The 21,777-nt window shown below is 60.9% G+C and carries 24 protein-coding genes and 1 pseudogene; 2 read left to right on the top strand and 23 right to left on the bottom strand.

Annotated elements, in window-relative coordinates:
- Positions 1–92 precede the first annotated feature (92 nt).
- Genes TU76_RS02200 through TU76_RS02155 form a run of 10 tightly spaced genes read right to left on the bottom strand, consistent with a single transcriptional unit; the run spans position 93 to position 8,535 of the window.
- Entirely contained in the window at positions 93–842 is a 750-nt protein-coding gene (locus TU76_RS02200) for a DsbA family protein (RefSeq protein ID WP_048351256.1), read from the bottom strand.
- A 16-nt stretch (positions 843–858) separates the two neighbouring features.
- Positions 859–3,723, bottom strand: a complete 2,865-nt coding sequence (locus TU76_RS02195) for a conjugative transfer ATPase (RefSeq protein WP_048350991.1) — start codon at positions 3,721–3,723, stop codon at positions 859–861.
- Entirely contained in the window at positions 3,723–4,157 is a 435-nt protein-coding gene (locus tag TU76_RS02190) for a TIGR03751 family conjugal transfer lipoprotein (protein WP_048350990.1), read from the bottom strand. Before TU76_RS02190 ends, TU76_RS02195 begins: the two co-directional genes overlap by 1 nt.
- Positions 4,138–5,574, bottom strand: a complete 1,437-nt coding sequence (locus TU76_RS02185) for a TIGR03752 family integrating conjugative element protein (protein ID WP_048350989.1) — start codon at positions 5,572–5,574, stop codon at positions 4,138–4,140. Before TU76_RS02185 ends, TU76_RS02190 begins: the two co-directional genes overlap by 20 nt.
- Positions 5,564–6,472 carry a TIGR03749 family integrating conjugative element protein gene (locus tag TU76_RS02180; protein ID WP_048350988.1) on the bottom strand — a complete coding sequence of 303 codons (909 nt, stop codon included), beginning with the start codon at positions 6,470–6,472 and terminating at the stop codon, positions 5,564–5,566. The genes TU76_RS02185 and TU76_RS02180 overlap by 11 nt, the downstream gene beginning before the upstream one ends.
- Positions 6,469–7,161, bottom strand: a complete 693-nt coding sequence (locus TU76_RS02175) for a PFL_4703 family integrating conjugative element protein (RefSeq protein ID WP_048350987.1) — start codon at positions 7,159–7,161, stop codon at positions 6,469–6,471. Before TU76_RS02175 ends, TU76_RS02180 begins: the two co-directional genes overlap by 4 nt.
- Positions 7,158–7,559, bottom strand: a complete 402-nt coding sequence (locus TU76_RS02170) for a TIGR03750 family conjugal transfer protein (RefSeq protein ID WP_048350986.1) — start codon at positions 7,557–7,559, stop codon at positions 7,158–7,160. The genes TU76_RS02175 and TU76_RS02170 overlap by 4 nt, the downstream gene beginning before the upstream one ends.
- 10 nt (positions 7,560–7,569) lie before the next feature.
- Complete coding sequence (locus TU76_RS02165) at positions 7,570–7,896, bottom strand: TIGR03745 family integrating conjugative element membrane protein (RefSeq protein ID WP_231984246.1); 327 nt, start codon at positions 7,894–7,896, stop codon at positions 7,570–7,572.
- A 52-nt stretch (positions 7,897–7,948) separates the two neighbouring features.
- On the bottom strand, positions 7,949–8,182 hold the full coding sequence (locus TU76_RS02160; protein WP_048350984.1) for a TIGR03758 family integrating conjugative element protein: 234 nt from the start codon (positions 8,180–8,182) through the stop codon (positions 7,949–7,951).
- Complete coding sequence (locus TU76_RS02155) at positions 8,179–8,535, bottom strand: integrative conjugative element protein, RAQPRD family (protein ID WP_048350983.1); 357 nt, start codon at positions 8,533–8,535, stop codon at positions 8,179–8,181. The genes TU76_RS02160 and TU76_RS02155 overlap by 4 nt, the downstream gene beginning before the upstream one ends.
- Positions 8,536–8,912: 377 nt before the next feature.
- Here TU76_RS02155 and TU76_RS02150 point away from each other — a divergent pair, with 377 nt between their 5' ends.
- On the top strand, positions 8,913–9,236 hold the full coding sequence (locus TU76_RS02150; protein ID WP_024718120.1) for a helix-turn-helix domain-containing protein: 324 nt from the start codon (positions 8,913–8,915) through the stop codon (positions 9,234–9,236).
- The gene (locus TU76_RS02145; protein WP_048350982.1) at positions 9,233–10,522 is read left to right on the top strand and encodes a type II toxin-antitoxin system HipA family toxin; all 1,290 of its coding nucleotides are present in this window, start codon (positions 9,233–9,235) and stop codon (positions 10,520–10,522) included. Before TU76_RS02150 ends, TU76_RS02145 begins: the two co-directional genes overlap by 4 nt.
- Positions 10,523–10,537: 15 nt before the next feature.
- Here the strand turns inward: TU76_RS02145 and TU76_RS02140 are convergent, their stop codons facing one another.
- From TU76_RS02140 to TU76_RS02080, 13 genes and pseudogenes are all read right to left on the bottom strand, one after another.
- Positions 10,538–11,287 carry a TIGR03747 family integrating conjugative element membrane protein gene (locus TU76_RS02140; protein ID WP_048350981.1) on the bottom strand — a complete coding sequence of 250 codons (750 nt, stop codon included), beginning with the start codon at positions 11,285–11,287 and terminating at the stop codon, positions 10,538–10,540.
- Positions 11,284–13,455 carry a type IV conjugative transfer system coupling protein TraD gene (gene traD / locus TU76_RS02135; protein ID WP_048350980.1) on the bottom strand — a complete coding sequence of 724 codons (2,172 nt, stop codon included), beginning with the start codon at positions 13,453–13,455 and terminating at the stop codon, positions 11,284–11,286. Before traD ends, TU76_RS02140 begins: the two co-directional genes overlap by 4 nt.
- Positions 13,456–13,465: 10 nt before the next feature.
- On the bottom strand, positions 13,466–14,017 hold the full coding sequence (locus tag TU76_RS02130; RefSeq protein ID WP_048350979.1) for an integrating conjugative element protein: 552 nt from the start codon (positions 14,015–14,017) through the stop codon (positions 13,466–13,468).
- Complete coding sequence (locus tag TU76_RS02125; RefSeq protein ID WP_231984252.1) at positions 14,014–14,544, bottom strand: transglycosylase SLT domain-containing protein; 531 nt, start codon at positions 14,542–14,544, stop codon at positions 14,014–14,016. The genes TU76_RS02130 and TU76_RS02125 overlap by 4 nt, the downstream gene beginning before the upstream one ends.
- Before the next feature lie 35 nt (positions 14,545–14,579).
- A complete protein-coding gene (locus TU76_RS02120; RefSeq protein ID WP_048350977.1) occupies positions 14,580–15,317 on the bottom strand; it encodes a TIGR03759 family integrating conjugative element protein in 738 nt (245 codons plus the stop codon).
- Positions 15,318–15,326: 9 nt separating this feature from the next.
- Positions 15,327–15,983: a hypothetical protein gene (locus TU76_RS02115; RefSeq protein ID WP_048350976.1), complete on the bottom strand. Its 657-nt coding sequence runs from the start codon at positions 15,981–15,983 to the stop codon at positions 15,327–15,329.
- Positions 15,980–16,564, bottom strand: a complete 585-nt coding sequence (gene pilL2 / locus TU76_RS02110) for a PFGI-1 class ICE element type IV pilus protein PilL2 (RefSeq protein ID WP_048350975.1) — start codon at positions 16,562–16,564, stop codon at positions 15,980–15,982. Before pilL2 ends, TU76_RS02115 begins: the two co-directional genes overlap by 4 nt.
- A gap of 226 nt (positions 16,565–16,790) precedes the next feature.
- Positions 16,791–17,099: a hypothetical protein gene (locus TU76_RS02105; protein WP_048350974.1), complete on the bottom strand. Its 309-nt coding sequence runs from the start codon at positions 17,097–17,099 to the stop codon at positions 16,791–16,793.
- Positions 17,100–17,549: 450 nt separating this feature from the next.
- On the bottom strand, positions 17,550–18,377 hold the full coding sequence (locus TU76_RS02100; RefSeq protein WP_048350973.1) for a DUF932 domain-containing protein: 828 nt from the start codon (positions 18,375–18,377) through the stop codon (positions 17,550–17,552).
- Positions 18,378–18,640: 263 nt separating this feature from the next.
- Positions 18,641–19,192: an STY4534 family ICE replication protein gene (locus TU76_RS02095; RefSeq protein WP_048350972.1), complete on the bottom strand. Its 552-nt coding sequence runs from the start codon at positions 19,190–19,192 to the stop codon at positions 18,641–18,643.
- 319 nt (positions 19,193–19,511) lie between these two features.
- Positions 19,512–20,353 (bottom strand): annotated as a pseudogene (locus tag TU76_RS02090) (adenine nucleotide alpha hydrolase family protein).
- Positions 20,354–20,497: 144 nt separating this feature from the next.
- The gene (locus tag TU76_RS02085) at positions 20,498–20,860 is read right to left on the bottom strand and encodes a DUF3085 domain-containing protein (RefSeq protein WP_048350971.1); all 363 of its coding nucleotides are present in this window, start codon (positions 20,858–20,860) and stop codon (positions 20,498–20,500) included.
- An 83-nt stretch (positions 20,861–20,943) separates the two neighbouring features.
- Positions 20,944–21,744 carry a hypothetical protein gene (locus TU76_RS02080; RefSeq protein WP_048350970.1) on the bottom strand — a complete coding sequence of 267 codons (801 nt, stop codon included), beginning with the start codon at positions 21,742–21,744 and terminating at the stop codon, positions 20,944–20,946.
- Positions 21,745–21,777 lie beyond the last annotated feature (33 nt).

The following is a 21,777-nucleotide window of genomic DNA, read 5'->3' as shown; positions in this document are numbered from 1 at the left end:
TTGCGCGGATGACCGTTCGCTCGGGGGATGCGTGGCGAACTGGCGTGCAGTCAACGCGGTCGAAACCGCGCCATAGCCTTGAAGACCGCGGGCTATCTGGGCATGTCGCCGACAACGTCGGCAGGCATTTGGTGATGAAGTTGTGCTGCGTTTGGCGCTGTACCGTTGGACACCAATAGGTCCAAGGCTGACAGCAACGCGTCGCCTTCGGCCGGGCCGGCCAGGGTCAGTGACTGGCCGCTGTGGTGGTCGATCAGACGCAGGGTCGGGGTGGCGCTCACGCCGCCATGGCGTGCTTCGTTGGCCTGCCCCTGGATGATGGTGTTGGGCCGCTCACTGGCGAGGCAGGCTTGCACGGTTGGGTCCTGGCCGTGGTACTCGGTGTCGGGCGGCAGGCCCTGGCCGTCGCTGCGGGTGTGCTGGTAGATCCAGGTGATGGCTTGCCAGAACGCATCATGGCCGTGGGACTCGCCGATGCATTCGGCCAGACGCGCCTGTCGAGTCGCTGCCGGCTCGTGCATGGCTAGCGGCAGGTGGTGCCATTGCAGATTCACCTCCGGGTGCTGGTCGATCCAATGCCGCAGGATGGGGTCATAGGCCTTGCAGTAGGGGCATTCGAAGTCGGCGTATTCGACAATGGTGAAGCGCGCATTCATGCGTCCATAGCGCCAGGGTGGGCCGGTCGGGTGCTGGGCAGCGGTGGCGTCCGACGTGTGGGTTGACTCATGCGACTCGTCGGCCCACGACCAAAGCCAGAGCACGAGCAGGCCAGCAATCACCCACCCCAGCAGCCAGACTCCGCACGGCCACCGACGGTAGAGGAGGAAAGTGGGCGAAGGCATGGCGGAATCCTCGACGTCAATCAAACAGGTCATAGCGCAGCGGCTCGATGCCCCGCGCCCGGTCGATCTGGTCGGCAACGCGTAGCGCGGCTTCCAGTTCACTGATGCCGTGCTGCTGCATCAACTGAAAACGTTCGGCTTTCTCTTCGGGTTCCGTCATTGCCAGCGCCAGGTACAGGCTGGGCGGTACCGCACGGAACAGCAACTCCATTGATTTTGACAAAATCACCCCCTCCGTGAATTTTCCGGCTTCCTTGCGTGCGGACAGCATCAGGGCCTTCTGCGAGGCGTTCAGTTCACGAAACCGGGCAATCTTCTCCACCTCGTCGGGTGGCATGCTCAGGCAAATCCACCACTCGATCATGTTGAGCATGGGCTCGGCGGCTTTCGGCAGGTCGTCCAGGTTCTGCGTGGCCAGCCAGTACCAGGCGCCCAGTTTGCGCCACATCTTGGTGATCTTGACCACATAGGGCGCGAGCAGCGGGTTCTTGGTGATGATGTGGCCTTCATCGGTGACATTGATGATCGGGCGGCCGAGGAACTGGTCGCGCTCGGCGATGTTGTTGACGGTGTTGATCAGCGAAATGTAGGCAATCGACAGCTGCGCGTTGTAGCCCTCGCGCGCCAACGTGGCCAGGTCGACAACCGTGATATCGGCCTCCGGCCAAGGCGTACCCGGCCTGTCGAACATCTCGCCATCGACGCCCTGGCAAAACATGTCCATCGCATCGGCCATTTCCAGCAGACGAGTACGACGTGTCTCGGGTAACGTCGAATCGCAACCGCGTTCGCGCAGCGCATTGCGTATATCACGGGTCAGTACCGTGCGTTTTTCTATCACGCAGCGATGGGCGGCCTCGAGGATGCACTGACGGATCAGGCTGCGATCGGCACGGGTCATCCTGGCTTCCTCTCTGTCCTCCCCGCCGGTGATCATCAATCGTGCGGTGATCTCCAGTTCACCCAGCACATCACGTTGCTCGTCAGCACTGGCATCGCCCTCGGCGGATTCTTCATCGAGCGCGTCGGCATCGAGTGTCTGGACCTGGCTGGGCGTGTCGACCAGGCGCCAGGCGTCGGCGAAGGGCGCAAGGCTCACGCCTGCACCGGGCGAAAGCCTGACGCGATGCACCGTCAGCCCCAGACGCGCGGCGAACTCACCGTAGAGGCCAAAGCTGTTACCGGCTTCCACGATGAACAGCCGTGGCCGGTAGATGGCGGTGATCTGGTTGAGGATGTTGTTGAGCGTGGCCGACTTGCCTGAACCGGTGGGGCCGAACAGGAACAGGTGTGCATTCATCTGGCGGTCGAGTCGGTTCAACGGATCAAAGGTGATGGTGCCGCCGCCACGGTTGAAGAAGGTGATCCCGGGGCGGCCGGTGCCGGCACTGCGCCCCCAAGTCGGTGCCAGGTTGGCTACATGCTGCGCGAACATGAGCTGCGTGTACCACTGACGCTTGTCTTTGCCCGGGTCATAGACACAGGGCAACCAGCGCAGGTAGCTGTTGAGCGGCGCGACTTCATCCTCTTCGCGTACCGGTTGCAGGCCTGCGTTGAGCAGGACGTTGCCCAGTTGCAGACCGCGGGTATCGAGGTCTGTCATGTCCTGACCCCGCAGGTAGAACGCCAGCGAGGCGCGATACAGCTTGTGTGCACTGCCAATCAGGCCACGCGCCTGCTGGACGTCCTTCAATGCCTGTTCCGAGGCCAGGGTTTCACCAACCGCTTTTTTCGCCAGGTGATTCAGGTGCGCCTCAAGAATGTCCTGCGGCGTGACGACCATCGTCAGGCACATCACGGTGTCTTCGGGCATCTGATCCATCAGGGCATTGATCGCATCACCGCCCTTGCGGGTTTCCCCGGTGATGTGCCCGGTGTTGGGCGGCGTGCGCAACCGGTCGACAACAACGGTTCGGTGGGGCAGGTCGTCGAAGTACCACAGGCCGTTTTCGACGTCAGAGCGGGGCTGGCCGAAAAACAGACGCTGCGCGAAATCCGTACCACTGGCCAGTTCCAGCCCGCCGGGTTCGGACTCCGTCGGATAGGCCGTGAGGCGGTAGAAGCGTTCGCGGTCTTCTAACGTGGGGCCGAGCATCGTCGGCCGCGGGTTGAACCAAAGCACCAGCCAGGCACGAATATCTGCCGCCTGCAGGCGACGGGCGCGTATGCCCGCATTTGACAGGCCGCCGAGCAGCCGGTCGCAGATGACATTCAACGCCTGCTCGGGAGATTGCCCGCGTCGGGCGGGCGTACTCCCAGCACGCCGATACACCACCAGGCGGACGCGGCGCGTTTGGCCGCGCCAAGGTAACTTGGTGACTGTGAGGTCCTCGAATAGGCCGCCCTGCTTGGCAACGGCCCGCAGATGGTGACCGAAAAAGCGCAGGTAGAACTCGCTGAAGGCGCTGCCCTGTGCCCGTGGCTGGAGATAACTGCGCAGGGAGGCAAGGTACGGGTTCCAGTCGGTCTCGTCCTGAGCGTAAAGTTGCATGACCCAGGGCGAGTCATCCAGCTCATCGAAACTGTCCTGTAGCGCGTTTTCCAGGGCGTCGCGCGCCTGCGCAAGCCAGGCTGCCTCACGTCCCTCCGTACCGACGGGCATCAATTCAAAAAATGCCGCGACGGAGACGCCGTCTTCGAGCAGCATGCATTTTGAATCCGGCAGGTATTCGACCCAGGGCAACAGGTCGGCGAACGAGGGCGCGACGTCATAAAGTGCCTGTTCGTCGGCCTGTGTTGCGGAACGCTGCCTCCTGACGCCGATCTTGCCCGGTACCGGAATACCGTGCGCTTGCAGTTCGGCAACATGCCGCTCCCAGGCATCCGGCGTTGGCCTGTCTGTCTGAGTTGTCTCAGGTACGCGGGAGAATGGCCAGCGCATCAGTAATCCTCGACCCGCTCACCGGGCATGGCGTACTGGACTCGCTGGAACAGGGGAAAGACGGTCGTGTACCCGGGAACGGGAGCGGGATCAGTGCCTGCCAGATGGGGAAAGACGTACATCACAAGGTCCGGATTGGGCAGGCGGTGAAACTGCCGGTAGATCTCGTTCTGTGCGGTGCGGGTATAGCTTGCGTTGACAGTCGACGCCGCGTTCACATCGTCTTGCGTGAGTGACCGGCGCAGCGACTGCCGGGCGTCCAGCAACTGCTGGGCACTCTGCCCGCCACGCGCGGCACCGCCGGTCTCCTCGTTCCAGATATCGAGCATGGTGTTGCCGTCATGCGGCAGCATCTTTTCCTTGCTGGTCGAGCAGCCGGCCAAGGCCACGGCCACCATGAGGACCGTTAGGCCGTTAATCCAGATCCTGCGCATGGGGAGCTCCTCCTAAACGGTGATCGACGCGACGACCTTTGGGGGCGTAGTCGATGGTGAGGGGTTGTTCAAGATGGACGGCGACCTGGGCGCCGGGCTTGACGTAGACGGCTGCGAAGGCCTGCCCGTAGAGCTTGTTCACCCACTGCGACATGTCCTGCACACCGCCCGCGAGGATGCGGCCCACCGCTTCGTTGCCGGTAATACCCACGGTGCCCATCGAACCGTTGTTGTTGGCCACCACGGCGACGCTGTCATTGTCCGATTTGATCAGCGATGCGGCCCCGGCACCCGCCGCCGTAATCAGTGCCTGACTGCCGAGGTACTGCTGGGCGTTGCTGCGGCGTTCTCCGGATACGCACGGGATGCCATAGGGATCGCTGATCCAGCCCAGGCCCTCCTGGGTAGCGTTGCTGCCCCTGTTGTCCTGCCGCCGGTTGCCACCGCGCTCGCCCTCTTCGGGCACGGTGCGGATGGTGCCGTCATGGAACACGAACGTCACACTGCGGACCTGGCCGCGCACGCAGGACAGCGTCCAGTCGCCTGATGCGGTACCGCTGACCACCGCGCCGGACACCTCGGGGAGGTCGATGCCGTTGGCGGTGAGGTTGTCGGGACCAATGAGGACCTTGAACGGGTAAGGGTCATTCACCGTACCGTCCACTGGCACGCGCCCGATCAACGCAGTCATCGCAATCGAGCCCATCAGCGTCGCGTTGGTCGGCACGGTGTAAACCGGCGTTGCGGTGGACACACCCGTCGCCTTGCTGCCAGCTTCCACGACGGTCTCCCGGGTCGCTTCCAGCGTCTTCTGCGCGGGCCCGAAACGGGTGGGGAAGCTGAAGCTGTCGCGCTTGCCAGAGGCGCTACTTTTGCCATCGCGCCTGGCATCGTCCGGTTCAATCCAGTGAATACCGTCACTGCCGAGTCCATCACCGTCCCCGGGTTTCAGGCCCAGACCGATGGGAAGGTCGGCATCGCCACGCTGACTGGACAGCCCTTCGATTTGGCGCTGCAGGTCTTGCAGCAAGCCCTGAGCTTGCTGCCGCTCGCCGGAGACCTGCTCACGGTCGTTGCGCAACTGGTTGCGTTCAGTCTCCAGCGCACTTTGGATGCGCCGGTCAATTGAGCCTTCACGCTGACGCAACCGCTCGTTTTCAGACTTCTGCGTTTTGTTGTCCGCCATCGCACCCTGCAATTCGGTACGCAGTTGTTTGACCTGACCTACCAGCGTCGCCACGGTGTCGCGAGGCGTATCGCCTTCGATACCCAATGCCTTTGCCTCTTGCGGCGTCAGCCGGGGAGTGCCGTCATGGGCGGGTTGGTCGTTACCGCCAGAAAACAGCTTGATCCCGACGAACACTAGCAAGAGCGCCATGGGCACCATCAGCCACTTCAGCAGACCGTTACCTTTCATGACGAACTCCGTCCTTCGGGGCAGGCGTTGAGGGGGACGGCAGATTCAGCGCTGCATTGATCGGGCTGACTGCCGGCAACAGAGATTCGGCCAGGCCATGCCCTCGGGTCACCAGGTAAACCACCGAGGTGTCTTCCGGGGTACCGACAGGGCCCAGGGTTGAATGCTGAAACGTTGCGGTCATGAAATCACCCTGCAGTTCGCGCTGATCCAGGGCGAGCCAGCGGGTCGACCTGTTGGCCAACCTGACGGCGGTCACCCACAGATCATCCAGCCGCCAGGCGGCGATGGCTCTGGCCTGAACGGGCAGGGTGGGCAGCAGCGCGTCTAGGGGCAGATGGCGGCGCAGGTTCACGCGCGTCACGCCAGGAACGGACTCGACTGTGCGCAGTGGGGCGTACAGGTGCTGCGCGGCGTAGCGGGTCAGCACCACGGACACAGGTGTTTCACGGGCAGCACGAGGCGGGCTGGTCGTGTCGGCGCTGTCATGACTGTCCTGAGATGTCTGCGCCTCGCCGTAGCGTTGAGCAGGGCCCTCAGCCTCAACAATGCGCACGGGCTCCATCGCTGCCTGGCCTGCCCGAGCGGGCTCGGCCGCGATGTCCAGCAGGATCAGTGTCCCGTTGTCAGCATCCTGCAGTTGCAGGCGTGTTGGTTCGATGGGCTCACTGGCGCGCAGATAGAGTGCACCACCGGCACTTTGTACCCGCAGGCGTCCGGCGAGTGAAGCAGGCACACCCACGCGGACGTTGCGGTCGATGAACACGATCCGCTCCTGATCCACGACCAGGGAAACCGCCAGGGGCAGGCGCTCCCAGCGCAGGATCTCCACGGCGTGGACTGTCGGCGACAGCACAACGGTGAGCAGCAGGCTGAAGGCACAGAGCAGGTGTTTCATGGCGTCTCTCCCATAGCGCCACCCAGCCCGCCCGGCGTGGTGCTGGCAGGTGTGACGGGGTCGGGGCTGATGATGCGTTGCGGCGCGCCGCTGTAGCAGTCCAGGGCCAGGCCGAACGGGTTGCGCTCGGGGTCGACGTCCACCCGTACGACCTTGAGCGGGTAACGAACCAGCGCTCGTTTGACCTGCTCGGCGCCGTAGTACTCATCCGCCGTCACATCAAGCGTGACGATCCAATCGCGGTCGGAGACGACTTTCACCCGCTGGGCCGGGTTCTCGCCGTAGCCACGCCCCGGAATTTCATAAATGCCTCGTACCCGCTGGCGTAACTCACCTGCCGTACGGCGGTATTCATAGTCATTGCGCAGAAAGGTCTGGCAGGCGGGGGTGAAGTAGGGCGCCAGTACATGAATGTTGCGCGCATAGTCTTCGTCACCGTTGGTGGGCCAGCGCTGGAGTTGCTGCCAGATGTAGAACGAGAAGGCGTAGACGCTTTCGGGTGGCACTTCCCACCATTTCCGGGTACTGCCGGAGCGCAGGTCGGGCGGGACGTGCACGGTCAGGTCACGCGGTGCGCTCCACCAGCCGCCGCCCATCACCAAGGCGATAACAAGTAGTGCGCCAAGCCCCAGCCGCAAGGTCTTGATGTGCGACTGGAGGTGAGTGATTTCGTTCTTGAACCGGCTCACGCTGCCTTGCTCCTGCGCGTGCTCCAGTAACCCGATCGGATCACTAACGCGTGCGCGCCCACAAATGACGCTAAGGCTGGATGACGCTGTGCAATACGCCACTGCAGTTGGCGATACAGCCAGGTATCGGGTCTGCCACGTTTCTGGCGACGCAGCATGCCGCCACCTGCAAACACCCCGGCAGCGATGCCCAGCATGATGACCGTGGGCACGATGGCGATCGTCGAAAATACAAAGGCCAGCGGCACGCCAACCACCAGGCTGCCTGCCGCCGACAGCCCGGCGCAGATCCACAGCTCATCCGCGGTAAGGCCGCGGACGACCACGGGGTGACGGTTGAGACGGTGTGGAAGAAACACCACCGTCCCGTCAGGCCGAATGTCCTGATGCGTGCTCATGGCATGACTCCTAGAGCACGCCGGTGGCTTCAGTGAGCAGCCAGACACCAACGACCAGCAGGACGGCGCCCACGGCCACCGTCAGGCCGAATTGCCCCCAGGTTTTGCGGCCCGTGTGGATTTCCGCATAGGTACCGTAGGCGTGGTAGCAGACACCGACAAACATCGAGGCGACCACCAGCAAGGCAACGAGCATCACGATGTCGTAACCGTAATTGCGCAGCGTCTCCATGATGCCGGAGCCGGTGCCCCTCGACGGATCTTCCAGGGTTGGGAGGTCGGCCCGGACAAACGTCGGCAGCATGGCGAGTGTGGATGCCGAGGCCAGGACGGCCATACGTGCCGAATGCAAGCGATACGAGAGCAGGTTCATGATGTGAGCCTTTGCGTTAGGAGAGCAGGAAAAAAGTCAGCACCACGTACATCGCGATAAACCTCACCGCAACGCCGACGAACTGACGCTGGGAAATCCGCTGTTCCGACCAGCCGACATAGGCTGTGCGCAGGGCCCATACGCCCCACAGCAGCAGGGTTGCGAACACGGCGCCGAGCAGTACGCCGGCGACAGCAGAGGGGGTGAAGCCTGTATTGGCCTGAAAGGCGGCAAGCTGGTTGGCGTTCATCGGTCATCCTCCTGTTCGGCGTCCTGGCGGTAATCGCCAAGCAGTGCAGAGGGATCGCGTGGCTGTGCACGCTGAGGCGTCAGGTAGTCGTTGATGCCCGACCGCATGCGCTGCAGGTCGGCATCCAGACGCCGATAGTCGAAGTGATAGCGGGAGCGTGACTCGGGGGCGGTGCTGGCGGATTGTTTGGCCAGACGGTCAAGCAGGTCGAGCTGGCGGGCGACGGCCGCCAGGTGTTCACGCTCATACCCATCGTCAGCTGCGGCGGCGAGCTGTGTGATGAAGAGATTGGTGAGCAGCAACGCTACGACAGGACGTCGCCATGCGTAAGCCGAATTGTGAAACCTTGCCATTGCGCCATTTCCGATGGACTCGAATGGCTCGATGCTGCGGGGATGGCTGGTGGAAAGCCGCAAACAATGGGGAGTTACTCCTCACCACTTTCCTTACCTACATTTTTTCGGTGGTGTTGCGTTGTGCATTCTGAAGAGAGTGGCAGGGGCGACTGTTTCATCGCAGAACAGCTATCTCTTCATCTGTGTCTCTGCGTATCGAAATCGTGGACGCTAAGGGCAGATATATTGTCAGATTTCACTTTAGCATTCTGATTGGAGTGCTAATCGCTTATTAGCGCTCCCGTGGGATGTTTATTGACAACAGTAACGAGGCGTGAGGTAATTGTTCTCATGGGAACTGATAATAGCCTTAAGCGTTCCTATGAGGATGATAAATGAGTACACCATTGCCGTTGCCCGTCGAGCGGGCGCTCCGCAAGCTCGGCAGCGACATTGAGCTTGCACGCAGGCGTCGACGGATTTCACAGGCCTCGCTTGCAGAGCGAATGGGAGCTTCTGTGTCCACTGTTCGGCGCATGGAGAAAGGGGATATGCGGGTGCCTATTCATTTCTTCGCCCGCGCCTTGCACGTGTTCGGTGAGGTACAGGCGCTGGCCAACCTGCTGGATACGGCGCACGACGACATCGGGTTGACGCTGATGGATGAACAATTGCCTAAACGTGTACGCAGTAAACCGCCGGCATCGGGGGCATTATGAAATCGGTTACTTCAGTTCGCCAGCAAGTCCAGGTCTGTCTTGGTAAGGCGGGAATACCTGTTGGCACTCTTATTTACGTCAAGCAGGGACGCCGTGAGAACACCACCTTTGCCTATGAGCAGGGATGGTTGGGGAATCAGGAGGGGTTCAATGTTTCTGCCGATCTCAGCCTGATCTCGGGCTATCAGCCACGTAGAGCTCCCTCAGCTCACGATTCGGTCTTTCATTTCGCCATTGCCGATACGACACCGGACGCTTGGGGACGCCGGGTCATCGCACGTGACCATGCCAAGCGTCGTAAGGGTAATCCATCGCTCGCGTCGCTGACAGAGATGGACTACCTGCTGGCGGTTGACGATTTCAGCCGGATCGGCGCGCTGAGACTGCGCGATCAGAACGGACATTATTGCCGGACGATTGAAGATGGGCGGCGCGCTACACCGCCACTGCTGGAATTGCAGCGCATCTACCAGGCCAGCCGGGCAGTTGAGAAAGGTCAGGAAAGCACTGAAGATTTGCGTTACCTTCAGGGCAAAGGCACATCGCTCGGCGGGATGCGCCCCAAGAGCACGGTGGTCGATGAGGATGGCGCACTCGCCATTGGAAAATTCCCAAGCGTGGGCGACACCCGTAGCGTGACGCGCGGCGAAGTGCTGGCCTTATGCTTGGCAAAACAAGCAGGTATCAATGCCGCGCCGGCCCGTATCATAGAGCTGGATGGCGTACCGGTCGCTATCATCCGCCGTTTCGATCGCGATGGTGCTGATGGGCGTATTCCATACCAGTCCGCCGCGTCTTTGCTGCAGGCGTCGCGCGAAGAGGATCGAAGCTATACCGAAATTGCCGATGCTATCCGTTCCGTGGGGCATGCACCGACCGCAGATGTGCAGCAGCTGTGGCGGCGACTGGTTTTTAACCTACTGATCACCAATGTGGATGACCACCTGCAGAACCATGGCTTTCTTCATGTGGAAAAGGGGCTCTGGCGGCTGGCACCGGCATTCGACGTCAATCCCTTCCCGGACAAAGAGCGAGAGTCGAAAACCTGGCTGTCGGAGGAGGATGGACCGATCACCGATCTTGAGATGCTGCTGGCGCGGAGCACCTATTTTTCGTTGAGTCGGGAGGATGCGTTGGCCGTGCTGGCAGAAGTGTATGACGCCGTGCTGGACTGGCGGCAGATTGCGCTCAGTGCAGTGGTGGGGTTGCAAGCGAGCGAGTTGGACGATTTTGCTCCAGCGTTTGAGCACGAGCAAATGGAGGCGGCGCAGGCATTACTGGCCTGAGATACCGGTCAGCACTTATAGGTATTTTTTGAAGCTGCCTGCTGCGAGGTCTGTTGCGGCACCTAACAAAATTGCGCAGGGAACCAAGATAAGAAGCGGGTGTGCGCTGACGGGCAGGGTCAGGTAAAGGACCCAAGGCATGACGGCGAGAGGCATCAGACTGGCCTTTGCCCGGTGGTAGACAAAGCCTGACTCACGGCCCGCACCAAAGCGCCTGATGTCCCGCCGCACTAGGCCATCGACCAGTCCGACGAAAGCTGCCATCAGGAATAGTGGGATGGTCAGTACCAGCACCAGCAGCCGGACGAGGAACACCAGTAGCGTGTACGCACTGGCGATCAGATCGTTCTCCAGGTACACATAAACCTGACTCAGATAAAAACGGAAATCCCGACCCGTTCCCTGGCTGGGTGAACTGGCTTTGGCCGATGCGTCGCGCATCCAGTCAATGAGCCCGCTTTTGACGAACACCCATTGGTAAGCCGTTTCTACCAACCAGGACGCCGTTTGTCCCGGTTCCTGCACCACGGCGCTGCGTGTGAAGTGTTGTGAGAGTTGCGTCAGTTCGTAGTCCAGCATGCCTTGCGCGTGCCGCCAGCCTTGATCGGCCCAGAACAGGTGCATACCCACACATTCGATCACGATGGACAGAAACAAAGACCCCAACAGCACGGCCACAAACCGGAATGGCAGCGTGATGATGCCGGTGATCAAACCCTGCTGTTGGGTCTGCTGGCGCTGCGCTGTGTTGGCCGGGTCACTCACGGTTGCGCCTCTTCAGCATCCACTTCGGCGGTCGCCATATGCCGGAACCCGTCAAGTAGGTCATCAGGCAGAGGGGCATCCTGCAGGCCCGGTAGTGCTTTGCTGTCCCACCAGTCACCCGCCTCGACGTAGTGTTGGCGCATGTACCCAGCAAGCTGCTGCAGGTCCCTAGGCATCACTTCGTCAGGGTCGGGTGCCGGTAGCGGCATGCGAATCTTCCAGAGGTTGCCGCCTTCGATCAGTGCAAAGCACTGCCCCTTGGGCAGACCGACGATATGGGCGGGTTCGAGCAGGGGCACACTCGTCGTCGTGATGCGGTCCTGGGTGTTACTGGTGAAATCGGTCTTGCCGTGAATGTCGGAGCTGTCGGTCGCACCGCTCATCAGTGAGGTGGTGTATACCTCAACCTTGGGCAATTGCTTCGTGAGTAATTCGGCGGTCGCGGTCTCTCGCACCCTCAACATGAACAGATTGTTGAAGTTACCGACCACCTGACCGGCTTTGGCGCGGTTGCCGATACGCGCTTCAATGTCACTGAGCGTTTGCGTGTAGGCGGTGACCTGGAGACCGGCACCGCCGCCTTTGTTGACCATAGGGATGAACTCATCACCCATCAGTTCGTTGAACTCGTCGGCGTGCACGTTGATCGGTACTTTGACCCCAGACGCCGTGCCGGGTAGACCATCGTCAATACCGAACTTGTAGATGTGTCCAGCGACCGACACCAAGTCGCTGAACATGCTGTTGCCCACGGCGGCTGAAACCTCGGCATCCGAGAGCGCATCGAGGCCCACATAAACCACGGCTTTCTTCCGGATAATCTGCATCCAGTCGAAAATGGGCCGGGGGTCGGCCAGATCGGCATAGTCCGGGGCCAGCAACTGAGAAATTTTTCCGGTCGTGAGTTTTTCCAGCAGGGGCAGCAACGAGGCGACGATCTTGTCGAAGTAAGTGCGGTCATAGCGTACGGCAGATCTGAGCCCGTCCAGCACCGGATCGTAGACCCTGACCTGTGACAGGTATTGTTCGAGTGCAATGACGCGCTTCTCGCGGCCGATCATGTTGCGGGGAATGTTCTTGTCGTTGAGCCTGGCCTCGATCTGCACGATGACTTCCCAGGCCTTCGGCTCGTTGCTCGCGAAGTAGTGTTGGGCGTATTCGATGAACAAGGCATCGATGTTCACCACGTGCCGCTGGATCAGCAGGTAGTCGGGCCGCTGCCCCAGCTCGACGAGTGCACGGGCGATGATGTTGACGAAGCGCCAGGCGAACTCGCGAAACGCCGCGGAATTACCCTCGCCGGAGAGTTGGCCGGCAATGCGCGTGGCCACCTCGCTGATGCGACCAAACCGTCCCACGGCGTTGTAGCGGGCGGAAATATCTGGCCAGCCGAGGTGAAAAACATAGAACTCGCCCTCGCGCCCGGCGCGTTTAGCCTCGACATACATGCGCTTGAGCAGGTCCGCATCGCCTTTGGGGTCGAAGACGATGACGACTTCGTGCTCGCCAACTGCGTTACGCCGCCGGATGTCCTGAGTGATGAACAGCTCGGCGAGTCTTGTTTTGCCCACCCGCGTGGTGCCCAGGACGAGTGAATGCCCAACCCGTTCCCCCAGCGGCAGCGTGACGTCCACCTCATGCGGTTCAATGCCATGCAGGCGCGGCATGCCACCGACTGGAGGTAGCGGCCGCGCCGGATTAAATGGGCTGTCCCAGGTCGTCAGTCGGGCAAGTTTTGAGAGTGGAAAGGGTGCGAGTTCCAGCCGCTCTTCCAAACGGCGGGCGATTCGGTAGGCGGCCGTGGGTTCCACATAACGACGAAACTCGGGGCGGTACGTTTGCATCAGCCGATGCGTGTGCCGCTGATCCCAGCGAAACCCTCGGCCGATGAACAGGCGCTGCTGACTGACCGGCACAGCGCGGCTGGTCATCACGTACTTCGGTAGACGGCGGACATTGCGCCGATAGTGCAGGATGAACCGTGCCTCACGGAGCCGAATAATGCCAAACACCAGGAACGCCAGGGCTGATCCCAGGCCCAGCAGTGGATTTAACGCGAGCGACCATGGCGCCACTAGGCACAGAAGCGCGGCGGCGGCGCAGACGGCCACCGTGTACAACTCCACCGCTGGCCGTAGCAGGACTTCCACCGCATGAGGCTGGGCCATGGCGAGCGGCTCACTGCTCAATGCCGGTGGCAGTGACCAGCACGGGGTAATGGCGCAACCCCAGACGTTCTGCGAGATCGTCGCCCGATACCGGCGATAGTGTCAGGCCCGGGGCCAGCCCGCGCAAGGTGGCAAGGGCGTCTGCAGATGCCACGTTGACGACCAAGCCGACCGCATTCAATTCGCCCAGGATTGCTGCACGCTCGCGTAACCATTGGCGCGAGTGGTCGTCATCGCCGACCAGAAACATTGGCCGCAGCCCGGAGGCCTGGATGACCCTGCGCGGCTCCTCCCCCGGCGACAGCCGCCCGGAACGAACCGGCAGCATGTCTGTTTCGCTGAAACGTTGCTGTGACGGATGAGGTGCGGAGAGGGAAGGGGCTAACGGCTGGTCCTGGCGTGGTCGTAGATTCAGTGATTGGTAGTAGGGCCATGCCGAAACACCGCCACGGTCTTCGACCACGATCAACGAGGCGGCGTCTGCGAGCGCTCCCCCGGTGGCCAGGCATAGCAGGCCGAACAGCGATGGGGCGGCGATTCGCAGAGGAGGATGGAGCTTCATAGTGGTTTTCTCCTGAGGGAGTTTTCAGCGAGGGCGCCGCCGAGCACGCGCTGCAGGTGCTTGTGCACACTCATGCGGTAGCGGGCAGCCGGTGCCCCACCTGCCGGGCGGTGGTAGCGTCCAATGGCGAGCAGCCAGTCCTCGCCGTCGGTGTGCTGTTCGCGCAGAATTTCCGCTGCGATAGCGAGGTTGCGATACGGGTCGAGTAGATCGCAGGGCTGCGGGTAGCGGTGCTTCTGATAACCCAGATTGATCTGGCCGAGGCCGACGTCGACCCGTGTGTGGGGAGCCTCCCACAGCGCCTTTTGCAAACCCGCACAGGCTTTGGCGCGGGAACTGAAGCGGTGCGGCACGCCCGCCACATTCAGGGTCCAGGGCCACGGCACCAGCCGGCCATCGCGTTGCAGGCCGCTCTCCTGCAACGCCACCGCATACAGCACCGCAGAGGGAATGCCAGCCCGGTGAGCTGCGATCTGATACGCCGGAGGCGGTACGTCCTGCGCGCCGGCGGGGGCGATTATGGTCATCCAGGCCAGTACCACGAGCCGATGACGCCAGCGGGTCACTGCCGTTGCCATTGGCCATTGACCTGTCGCACAACGGCAGGCAGGCCCCCCGGCAGGCCCAAAGACAGCCAGCGACCGGCATCGTGGTTGAGCGTGATTGAACCGTTGCGTACGCGATCTGGATTGATACTGGCGCGTTTTGCCCAGTCGCGAATGAGCGCGTCGTTGGCGCGGCTGCCAACCATGTAGAGGTCGAAGCCGACATCGGATACCTGCAACTGCTGAACCGCCAGGCCACATGGCGCGCAGCCGTCCTTGATGAACACGGCGATGCGGTCGGTGCTGTTGGCGGTGGTGGAGGAGTTGCCAGGAGTTTGGCTGGGCAGGATGACACGCTGCATGCCCGGGTGCAGGCGTTGCCAGGCGGCGTCGTAGGCCCGCTGGTATGCCAGCGTCTTTTCGACGCGGCGGGCTTCAACCTGAACCTGCAACTCGGCATAGCGGTCGCCTTCTTCCTCGGAGCGCGCTTCGATGCCGAGTGCGGTCAATGGGTCGAGGTTGGGCGAAAAGATGCCCAGCGGTCCCTGCATCAATTGGCGATAGCGAGCCCATTCCTCTGTGTGCAATCCCCAGTCACGGGCCTGTTGTTCGTCGCTGACGCGTGAGGTCGTTGTTTGTTCCTCGCTGGGCGAGACGGTAGAGGCGATCGTGCGAGCGTTCTGTGCGATTGCCGGAGAGAGAAAGGAGACGGCCAGGCTCAGCGTTAACGCGCGGAAGACGAGAGTGTTGTTCATTCCGAGCTCCTACGGCAGCGTCAAACGATGCATCTGGCCACCGTTCTCGCGCTGAAACACGGCGGCCTGGCCATCGATGGCTTGCAGGCGCCAGCCGCTGTCAGTTTCACCGGGACGCAGGACGCGCATCTCGGAAAAGGCGGCATTGCCGGTTGGCAGGATCGACAGAAATCGTTCGCCGCCGCGAAGCTCGATCCCCATAACCGTAAAAGGTAGGCCCGCTGCTTGGGTCGGTTTTGTCGGGGGTGTCACACGGGTGCGCACCGGTACTGGAGTCGTCTGGTTGGGTTTATCCAGACGGGCGGTCAACTGGTCGATGCGTGTTTCCAGAGAAGACAGGCTGGCTGCTGTCAGACGCTGCTCGAGTCCGATTTCGATGGCGGTCATTCGTTGCTCAAGTGTTTTGCTATCAGTATCATAACGGGCTTGGGTCAAGGTAACAGGCCGTTTCTGCAGAACGTCGAGGCGCTGGCTCAGATCAGTCAGCCGGGCTTCCAAGGTAACAACCTGGCTGCCCTGAGCGCTGGCGCTGGTCTGGGTGGCCAGACTCGACAGCGAGACGTGGTTGACGATCGTGGCTGCGCTAATCAGGATCAGCCATGCGATGCTGGCCGCACGCAACAGCATGCTGCGGGAGTCGCCTGGGGTGGATTGATATTCCCTCATGGTCTGGCCTCCGTTTTCAATGGAGGCCGCGCTATGTCGACAGGGGCGACCGGTCCGGATTGGGGAAGTGCACCATCGGTGGTGGGCTGCACTGCGCGTGTGAAGCAGATCCGGCGTGCGCCGTCGTCGACCTCCAGACCCCAGGCAGGACCGGCCAGCGTGAGCAGGGCATCACGCAACAACAGCGGGCCCAGTCGGTAGTGCGAAGCCGGTAGCGGGAGCACATTCAGCGCTGCGATATCACTGCTGGAACACAACTGGTAGCCAGAACGGAGCAGGACATGACGCAGGGCGCCCCCAACGGTGGCTGTGCGTGTGTCGGGAACGGTCACGTCGACGACCTGAAACAATAGGTCCTGTTGCGCTAATACCGGAGCCAACTCGACCAGGGTGTACCTGCCATAACGCACCACTGAGATGAACTCCGGCATCCCGCGCGCGGACGCGCTGGGACCTTTCTCTGCGGGTTTAACCGGAGTGGGTGGAGTCGGAGCGGATGCCGTCGTGCAACTGGCCAGAGCGGCTGTCATCAGCAGGCAGAGTAAGACCTTGCTGGGGTGATTTTGGCTGAATGCTGGCATCGGTCGATTCTCTGGAGCGTGGAACCGACACCATCGCCTCACAAGGCCGGTGTATCAGCAAACAATAGGATTCGCCGAGTCACCAGATTAATCATGCCTTTGGCCTCGCTCGGAAACTCTGCCTTAGGCCAAGGGGGACAGGGGCCGAGTTAGGCCCCCGGGCGGTGAAAAAAGTGACTGACCGGTACTGGCGACCGGAAGTCGGTAGATAATGGCAAGAACGGCCTCAGCGTTCCGACGGTAGTCGGATCATGGTGGCACTGCGGTCGGCCTCGGACATGATGCTAAGGCTGATTTCACGGGTGACCACGTAGAATGAATTGAGCTGCCCGTCGATCTTCAGCGCGGCGTTGTTGGCGTACCAGGTCTCGTCGGAAACCTGGCCCCAGTCACCACGCGCATGACGTTGAAAGAACGGCATTGGATCAAGGCGACCTTCACGCATCAGGCGATCGACGCCCTTGCTGAAGATCAACGCGCCAACCGGAAACAACAGCTTGGAGTGGTGGCGGTGATATCTGGATGAATGTGCCATGGAAGTCTCCTTGTTGAGGACCACAGCACCCTTGGGGGGATGGGCCCCAACAGGTGGATAAACCGACAATCTCGGCCTTCAGGGGGCAACTGCCTCGACGAGTAATTGAATGGTCGTGAGACTGCGTTGCTCGTCAGTGATAACCACCAACGCTAAATCACCACTGATGGCACGGTGCTCCTTGGGCGGAGAAGGGCTGCGCGGAGCGCAGATGTGGGAGGTATCGAAGGTTCATGGTAAAGCTCCTTTGGGATAAAAGAAGTCGGTCCGTGGATGCGCAGTAGCGGTTGGATGGCGGATGCATGGGGCATGGTGATGTCCTTACGAAGAAGCAGGGACGGCACCAGCCCGTGAGGCCAGTACAGTCCCTTGGGGATTGAAGAGCGCTCTGGCAGGAGCAATGTGTGAGAATCGCAGACTCTGCCCGGAGTGGGCAAAGTCAGCGAGCGGTCAAGCTTTGAGCTGTCGCAAACCTTCGGCCAGCAACCACAACGCCCGATTGAGGCGCACGTTCTGGTCGATGCCTTGCACAGGGCGTGTGCGTTGATGGCGACCGTTGGCGGTCCGACTAGACAGACCTCCTTTGACCAGATTTTCCTGTACTCGGTTAAACACCGACCACAGATCCGTGCGTTGGTCATCGAACCGGCGTGTCGCCAACACCTGGCTTTCAGTGATCGGCAGCACCTTGTCCGGGCTGTCGTACTTGAGCATCAGTGCCGAGCGCGCAAAGACCTCTGCTTCGCCATCGTCGAGCATGATAGCTCGCATGGCTTCGTGGGAGTCCTGTACTTGGTCGAAGCCACGCAGGACTTCATAGGCGCCCTCGATGACATGTTCCGTCACGTTGCCCTTGTGAGGCACACGGACGTCACCGACGATGTTGCCGCACACCAGACCGTTTTGGCAGACAAAGCGGAACATGCCCGCCAGCATCTGATAGCTGCTCGTACCGTCGTGACTATTGAGCAAGATAATTTCATTGGCCTCTTTGCCATTGATCTGGCTCGCATGACGAAGCCGGAGCATGTGCTTGGTGAATTCACGACGGTCTTCGTGACGCACGCGGGTCTGGCATACCATGAAGGGCTCGAACCCTTCATCGCGTAGTTTCGCCAGTACAGCGCAGGTCGGTATGTAGCTGTACCGCTCGGAACGGCTTTCATGCGGGTTTTCCGCGAAGATGGAAGGGGCGACTGCGCGGATCTGGTCATCGGACAGCGGATGATCAGTACGTAGCACGGGGGAACGTGATGCAAAACGAGAGGCAAGTTGCATGACAAACTCCTTGAAAATTGAGCAGCCGACAACGACTGGCTAGGAGCCAGGCGAGCACGAGTGCATAGGACAAAAAGCCCCGCGATGCAGGGGCTGGACGAAACTTGGCAGGAAGAAGCCCATCTGCATGTCGGTCGTACCGATGCGGATGGATACGCCAATGGCGTAATAACCCAATAGGCAATGAAGGAAGGCCGGGGCTTATGTTGGCCCGATATCAACCGCACGAGGGTTGAATCGAAGGACCACCCCGGCGTTACGGATCAGAACGACTCGGCCAGTGCCGGTGTTTGTGCATCGGTGGCTTTGTCGACAGGTTCTGCAACAGGCTCGGAGGTTTCCGAAGCGGGTGCTTCCTGGCTGACAGGCGATTCGGAAGCCGCAGGGGCTTGCGATTCGCTTTCATCGGCCTTGGTCGATTTCGGCTCGGCCTTGTAAACCAAAGCACTGTCGACCTTGATCCAACTGATGAACAGCAGACGGGCCTTGAGGCTCACTCCCTGTTCGCCTGCACGTTTACCTTTGGTGTAGGTGAACGTATCAGCCCACAGGTCGCTGAGTCGGAACCCGATCATCACTTTCTTCTCCGCCTCGACGGCCTCGATGCAGCGACGAACCAGGTGTTGTGCTTCCGAGCCCGATACGCGCGTATCAAAACGCACGTACGAGACGTCGTCGCTCGGACCATTGAGCGCTGCGATATCGCAGGCCAGGAACGGATCACCTTTCTTTGGCTTCACTTCGCGAACGCGATTGAGATAACCGAGGCCGGTGATGTGAAGATCGAAAAAGGTTTTTTCGGATGAAGTGGTCATGGTGAATCTCCAGACTTGCAGGACAAGAGTGCGGAGACACACCGACCTGGACGGGAGGTGTGTAACCCCCGCGTGGGTTGATGGATCCTGGGATCCGGTACAACTAGACTGGCATCACCATCGAAGACTCGATGGGCGTTCGCATCTGGGATGCCGAGTGCGAACTGGATTGATCAACGCGGACGGAACCGCGCCGTAGTCTTGAAGATCGTGACCACCTGGGCATGTTGCTGACAACGTCAGCGGAACATGGCTGAAACGTGGCACCCGTGGGATGTGCCCGCTACCGGAAATCGGTACTGGCGCGCATCCCCATTGTTCAGTCACCACAAAAACAGGCGATGGACGCTTCGTCGGAATCGAACATGTCGCGCTGGTGGGCGGCGAATCGGGCCAGGTCGGCATAGGTCGGGCCATCGTTGCGAAAGCGGGCGCCGCTGGGTTTGCTGGCAAGACTCAAAGACTCCATACGTATCCACCAGACGGCGGACCCCGGTTTGGCCTTGAACAGTGCCAGCCGCTGTCCCTGTGGCTTGAGAAGCACAGGTCGCAGTTGCCTTCGAGCGTGCGGCCGTTCACGGTCAGCAATTCCAGATCGAAGGGCTGGGCCTACCAGAAGGCGGTCACCTCGCGCATGCTCACGCCAGCCTCGGCCAACGGCATGCACATCGTCTCTCTGCTGGACTCTGTGGAATGACCGCGCGTCCTGATCTTCGCCACGCGGCGCTGCTCGTCAGCCCGGATGCCGATGAACTGATCCCAATCGGTCCAACCCAAACTGCTTACGAACTTGTGCATTGCCCGGATTTTCAGGGAGGTGGTGCAACCCAGAGCTACCGGGTTGGGCAGGTGCTGGCGCTTGCGGATTAGCGCCTCGAAGGGTTCGCCTTGCCGGCTGGCGTTTGCGAAATTGACCACCGCGAAGCCGGGCAACGCATCGCGATATTCGAGCCATTGGATCGGCACCTGCCACCGTACGCTGCACTCGCGTACGAAACGCAGCGTGGCCTCCACTTCCTTGCCGGTGTTGGCGAAGCAGACTACGGTATCCGCAGGCAGGCCCGCATTGGCTTGCAGCACTCGCCACAGCATGTAGGCGCTGGTGCGACCGCCGCTGAAACTGATACAGGTGGGTTGGTCAATCTTGAATGGGTCGCGCATGTGAGCTGTCTCCAGGCTGGTGTGCCGACAGGCACCGACGGCAGAGGGAACTCCTTGTGAAAGGAACGAGAGACAGGCATGCGGTCACATGGCCGTTGTTCAGAAAAAGGCCCCCGGATGGAGGCCTTGTGATCAGGTGGTGAGCTAGCCTTTACCAGGCTTGGACGCAACGGCTTGCAGCGAAAGCTGTGTCGGCGTGGCCGACAATTCAAGATCGTCTTCACTGTTGAGGATGCGGGTGAAGACAGTATCGTGGGGATCAAGAAACTCCCCGAAGTCATCCCCGCCAAGCTCGGTGCGGGCGAGTTCCCACCAGTCATCGAACGGATCAATGTCGGGATTGCAGCCGACGGCGTAGGCCAGCAGTTTTTGCTGCCCTTCAGGTGTACGCTCGCCGAACTCGGCCAGGAAATACACCCCATGATCCTTGGCGAGGATGAGGCGGCTCTTGTGAGCGATAGCCTCGGCCAGCACGGGACGCAAATTTGTACCTTTGAATCGCAACATGGTGATCTCCATTGCTTGAGGAAAATGCTTCCCACCAGGAAGGCAGGAAGCTGGACAGGTAAGGAGTGGTGTTGGGCGACTGATCAATGCCGGATCGGCTTGCGCCCGTCCGACAGGATTTCCACCTGGATCTGCCGCCAATGCCCGTCGTCGATCAGGTGTTCCAGCGTTTCGCCGAGCATGTCGAAGTACACCTCGTCCACGCGCTGGATGAGTTCATCAGCGTGGCGCAACTCCACGGCGTAATGGTCGCCGGCACGGTCATAGAGCACCGTGACGCGGCCCTGGAATTTCTCCGTGGAGACCGTGAAGCTGATCGCGGGTGGCGTCTCGATGATGTTGTTGGGCAACGGGTCGACCCAGGTGAAATCCCTGGCCTTGGCATCCACCAGGAGGTGGGTGATGCGCCGGAAACCATCGGGAGCGGGCAGTTGCTCCAGTTGATGAACGAGTTCCTGCAACTCCGGGCAACGCAGTTCAGGAGCCGGCAACTTGGCCGGTGCTGATCCGAGAATGTGTGTCTTCACCGTGTATGGAGTGCCGTCTGAGGCCACTTCTGTGCGCTCTTCGGGCGTATCCGCGCGAAGACCGTCGAAGCGACGACGAACATAGGGTTGGACTTGTACCTTGGTGCCTTCGTCGGGTTCCTGGCTCACCTGCTGGCGATCCAGTACGGCGAATTCGGCACGACCGATCTTGACCACAATGACCTGATCGGTCTTGGCGACAATTTTGCCCTCGAAGGGCTGCGGGTCCATACGGACGCCGAGCGAGAGTTCCTGCGGAAGGTCTTCGTAGATGCGGAACTTGAAGCTGCGAACATTGCGCGGAACATGGGCCGACACCAGCTCTGGTATCTGCGTGCGAATGGATGAGTGATCCATGGGGAGACTCCTTTGAGGAAAACAAGGGACTCC

Origin of the sequence: Pseudomonas psychrophila (assembly GCF_001043005.1) — a bacterium.
Classification (GTDB): Bacteria; Pseudomonadota; Gammaproteobacteria; order Pseudomonadales; family Pseudomonadaceae; genus Aquipseudomonas; species Aquipseudomonas psychrophila.
Note: the sequence above shows the minus strand (reverse complement) of the source record. Positions and strands in the feature narration are given on the sequence as shown.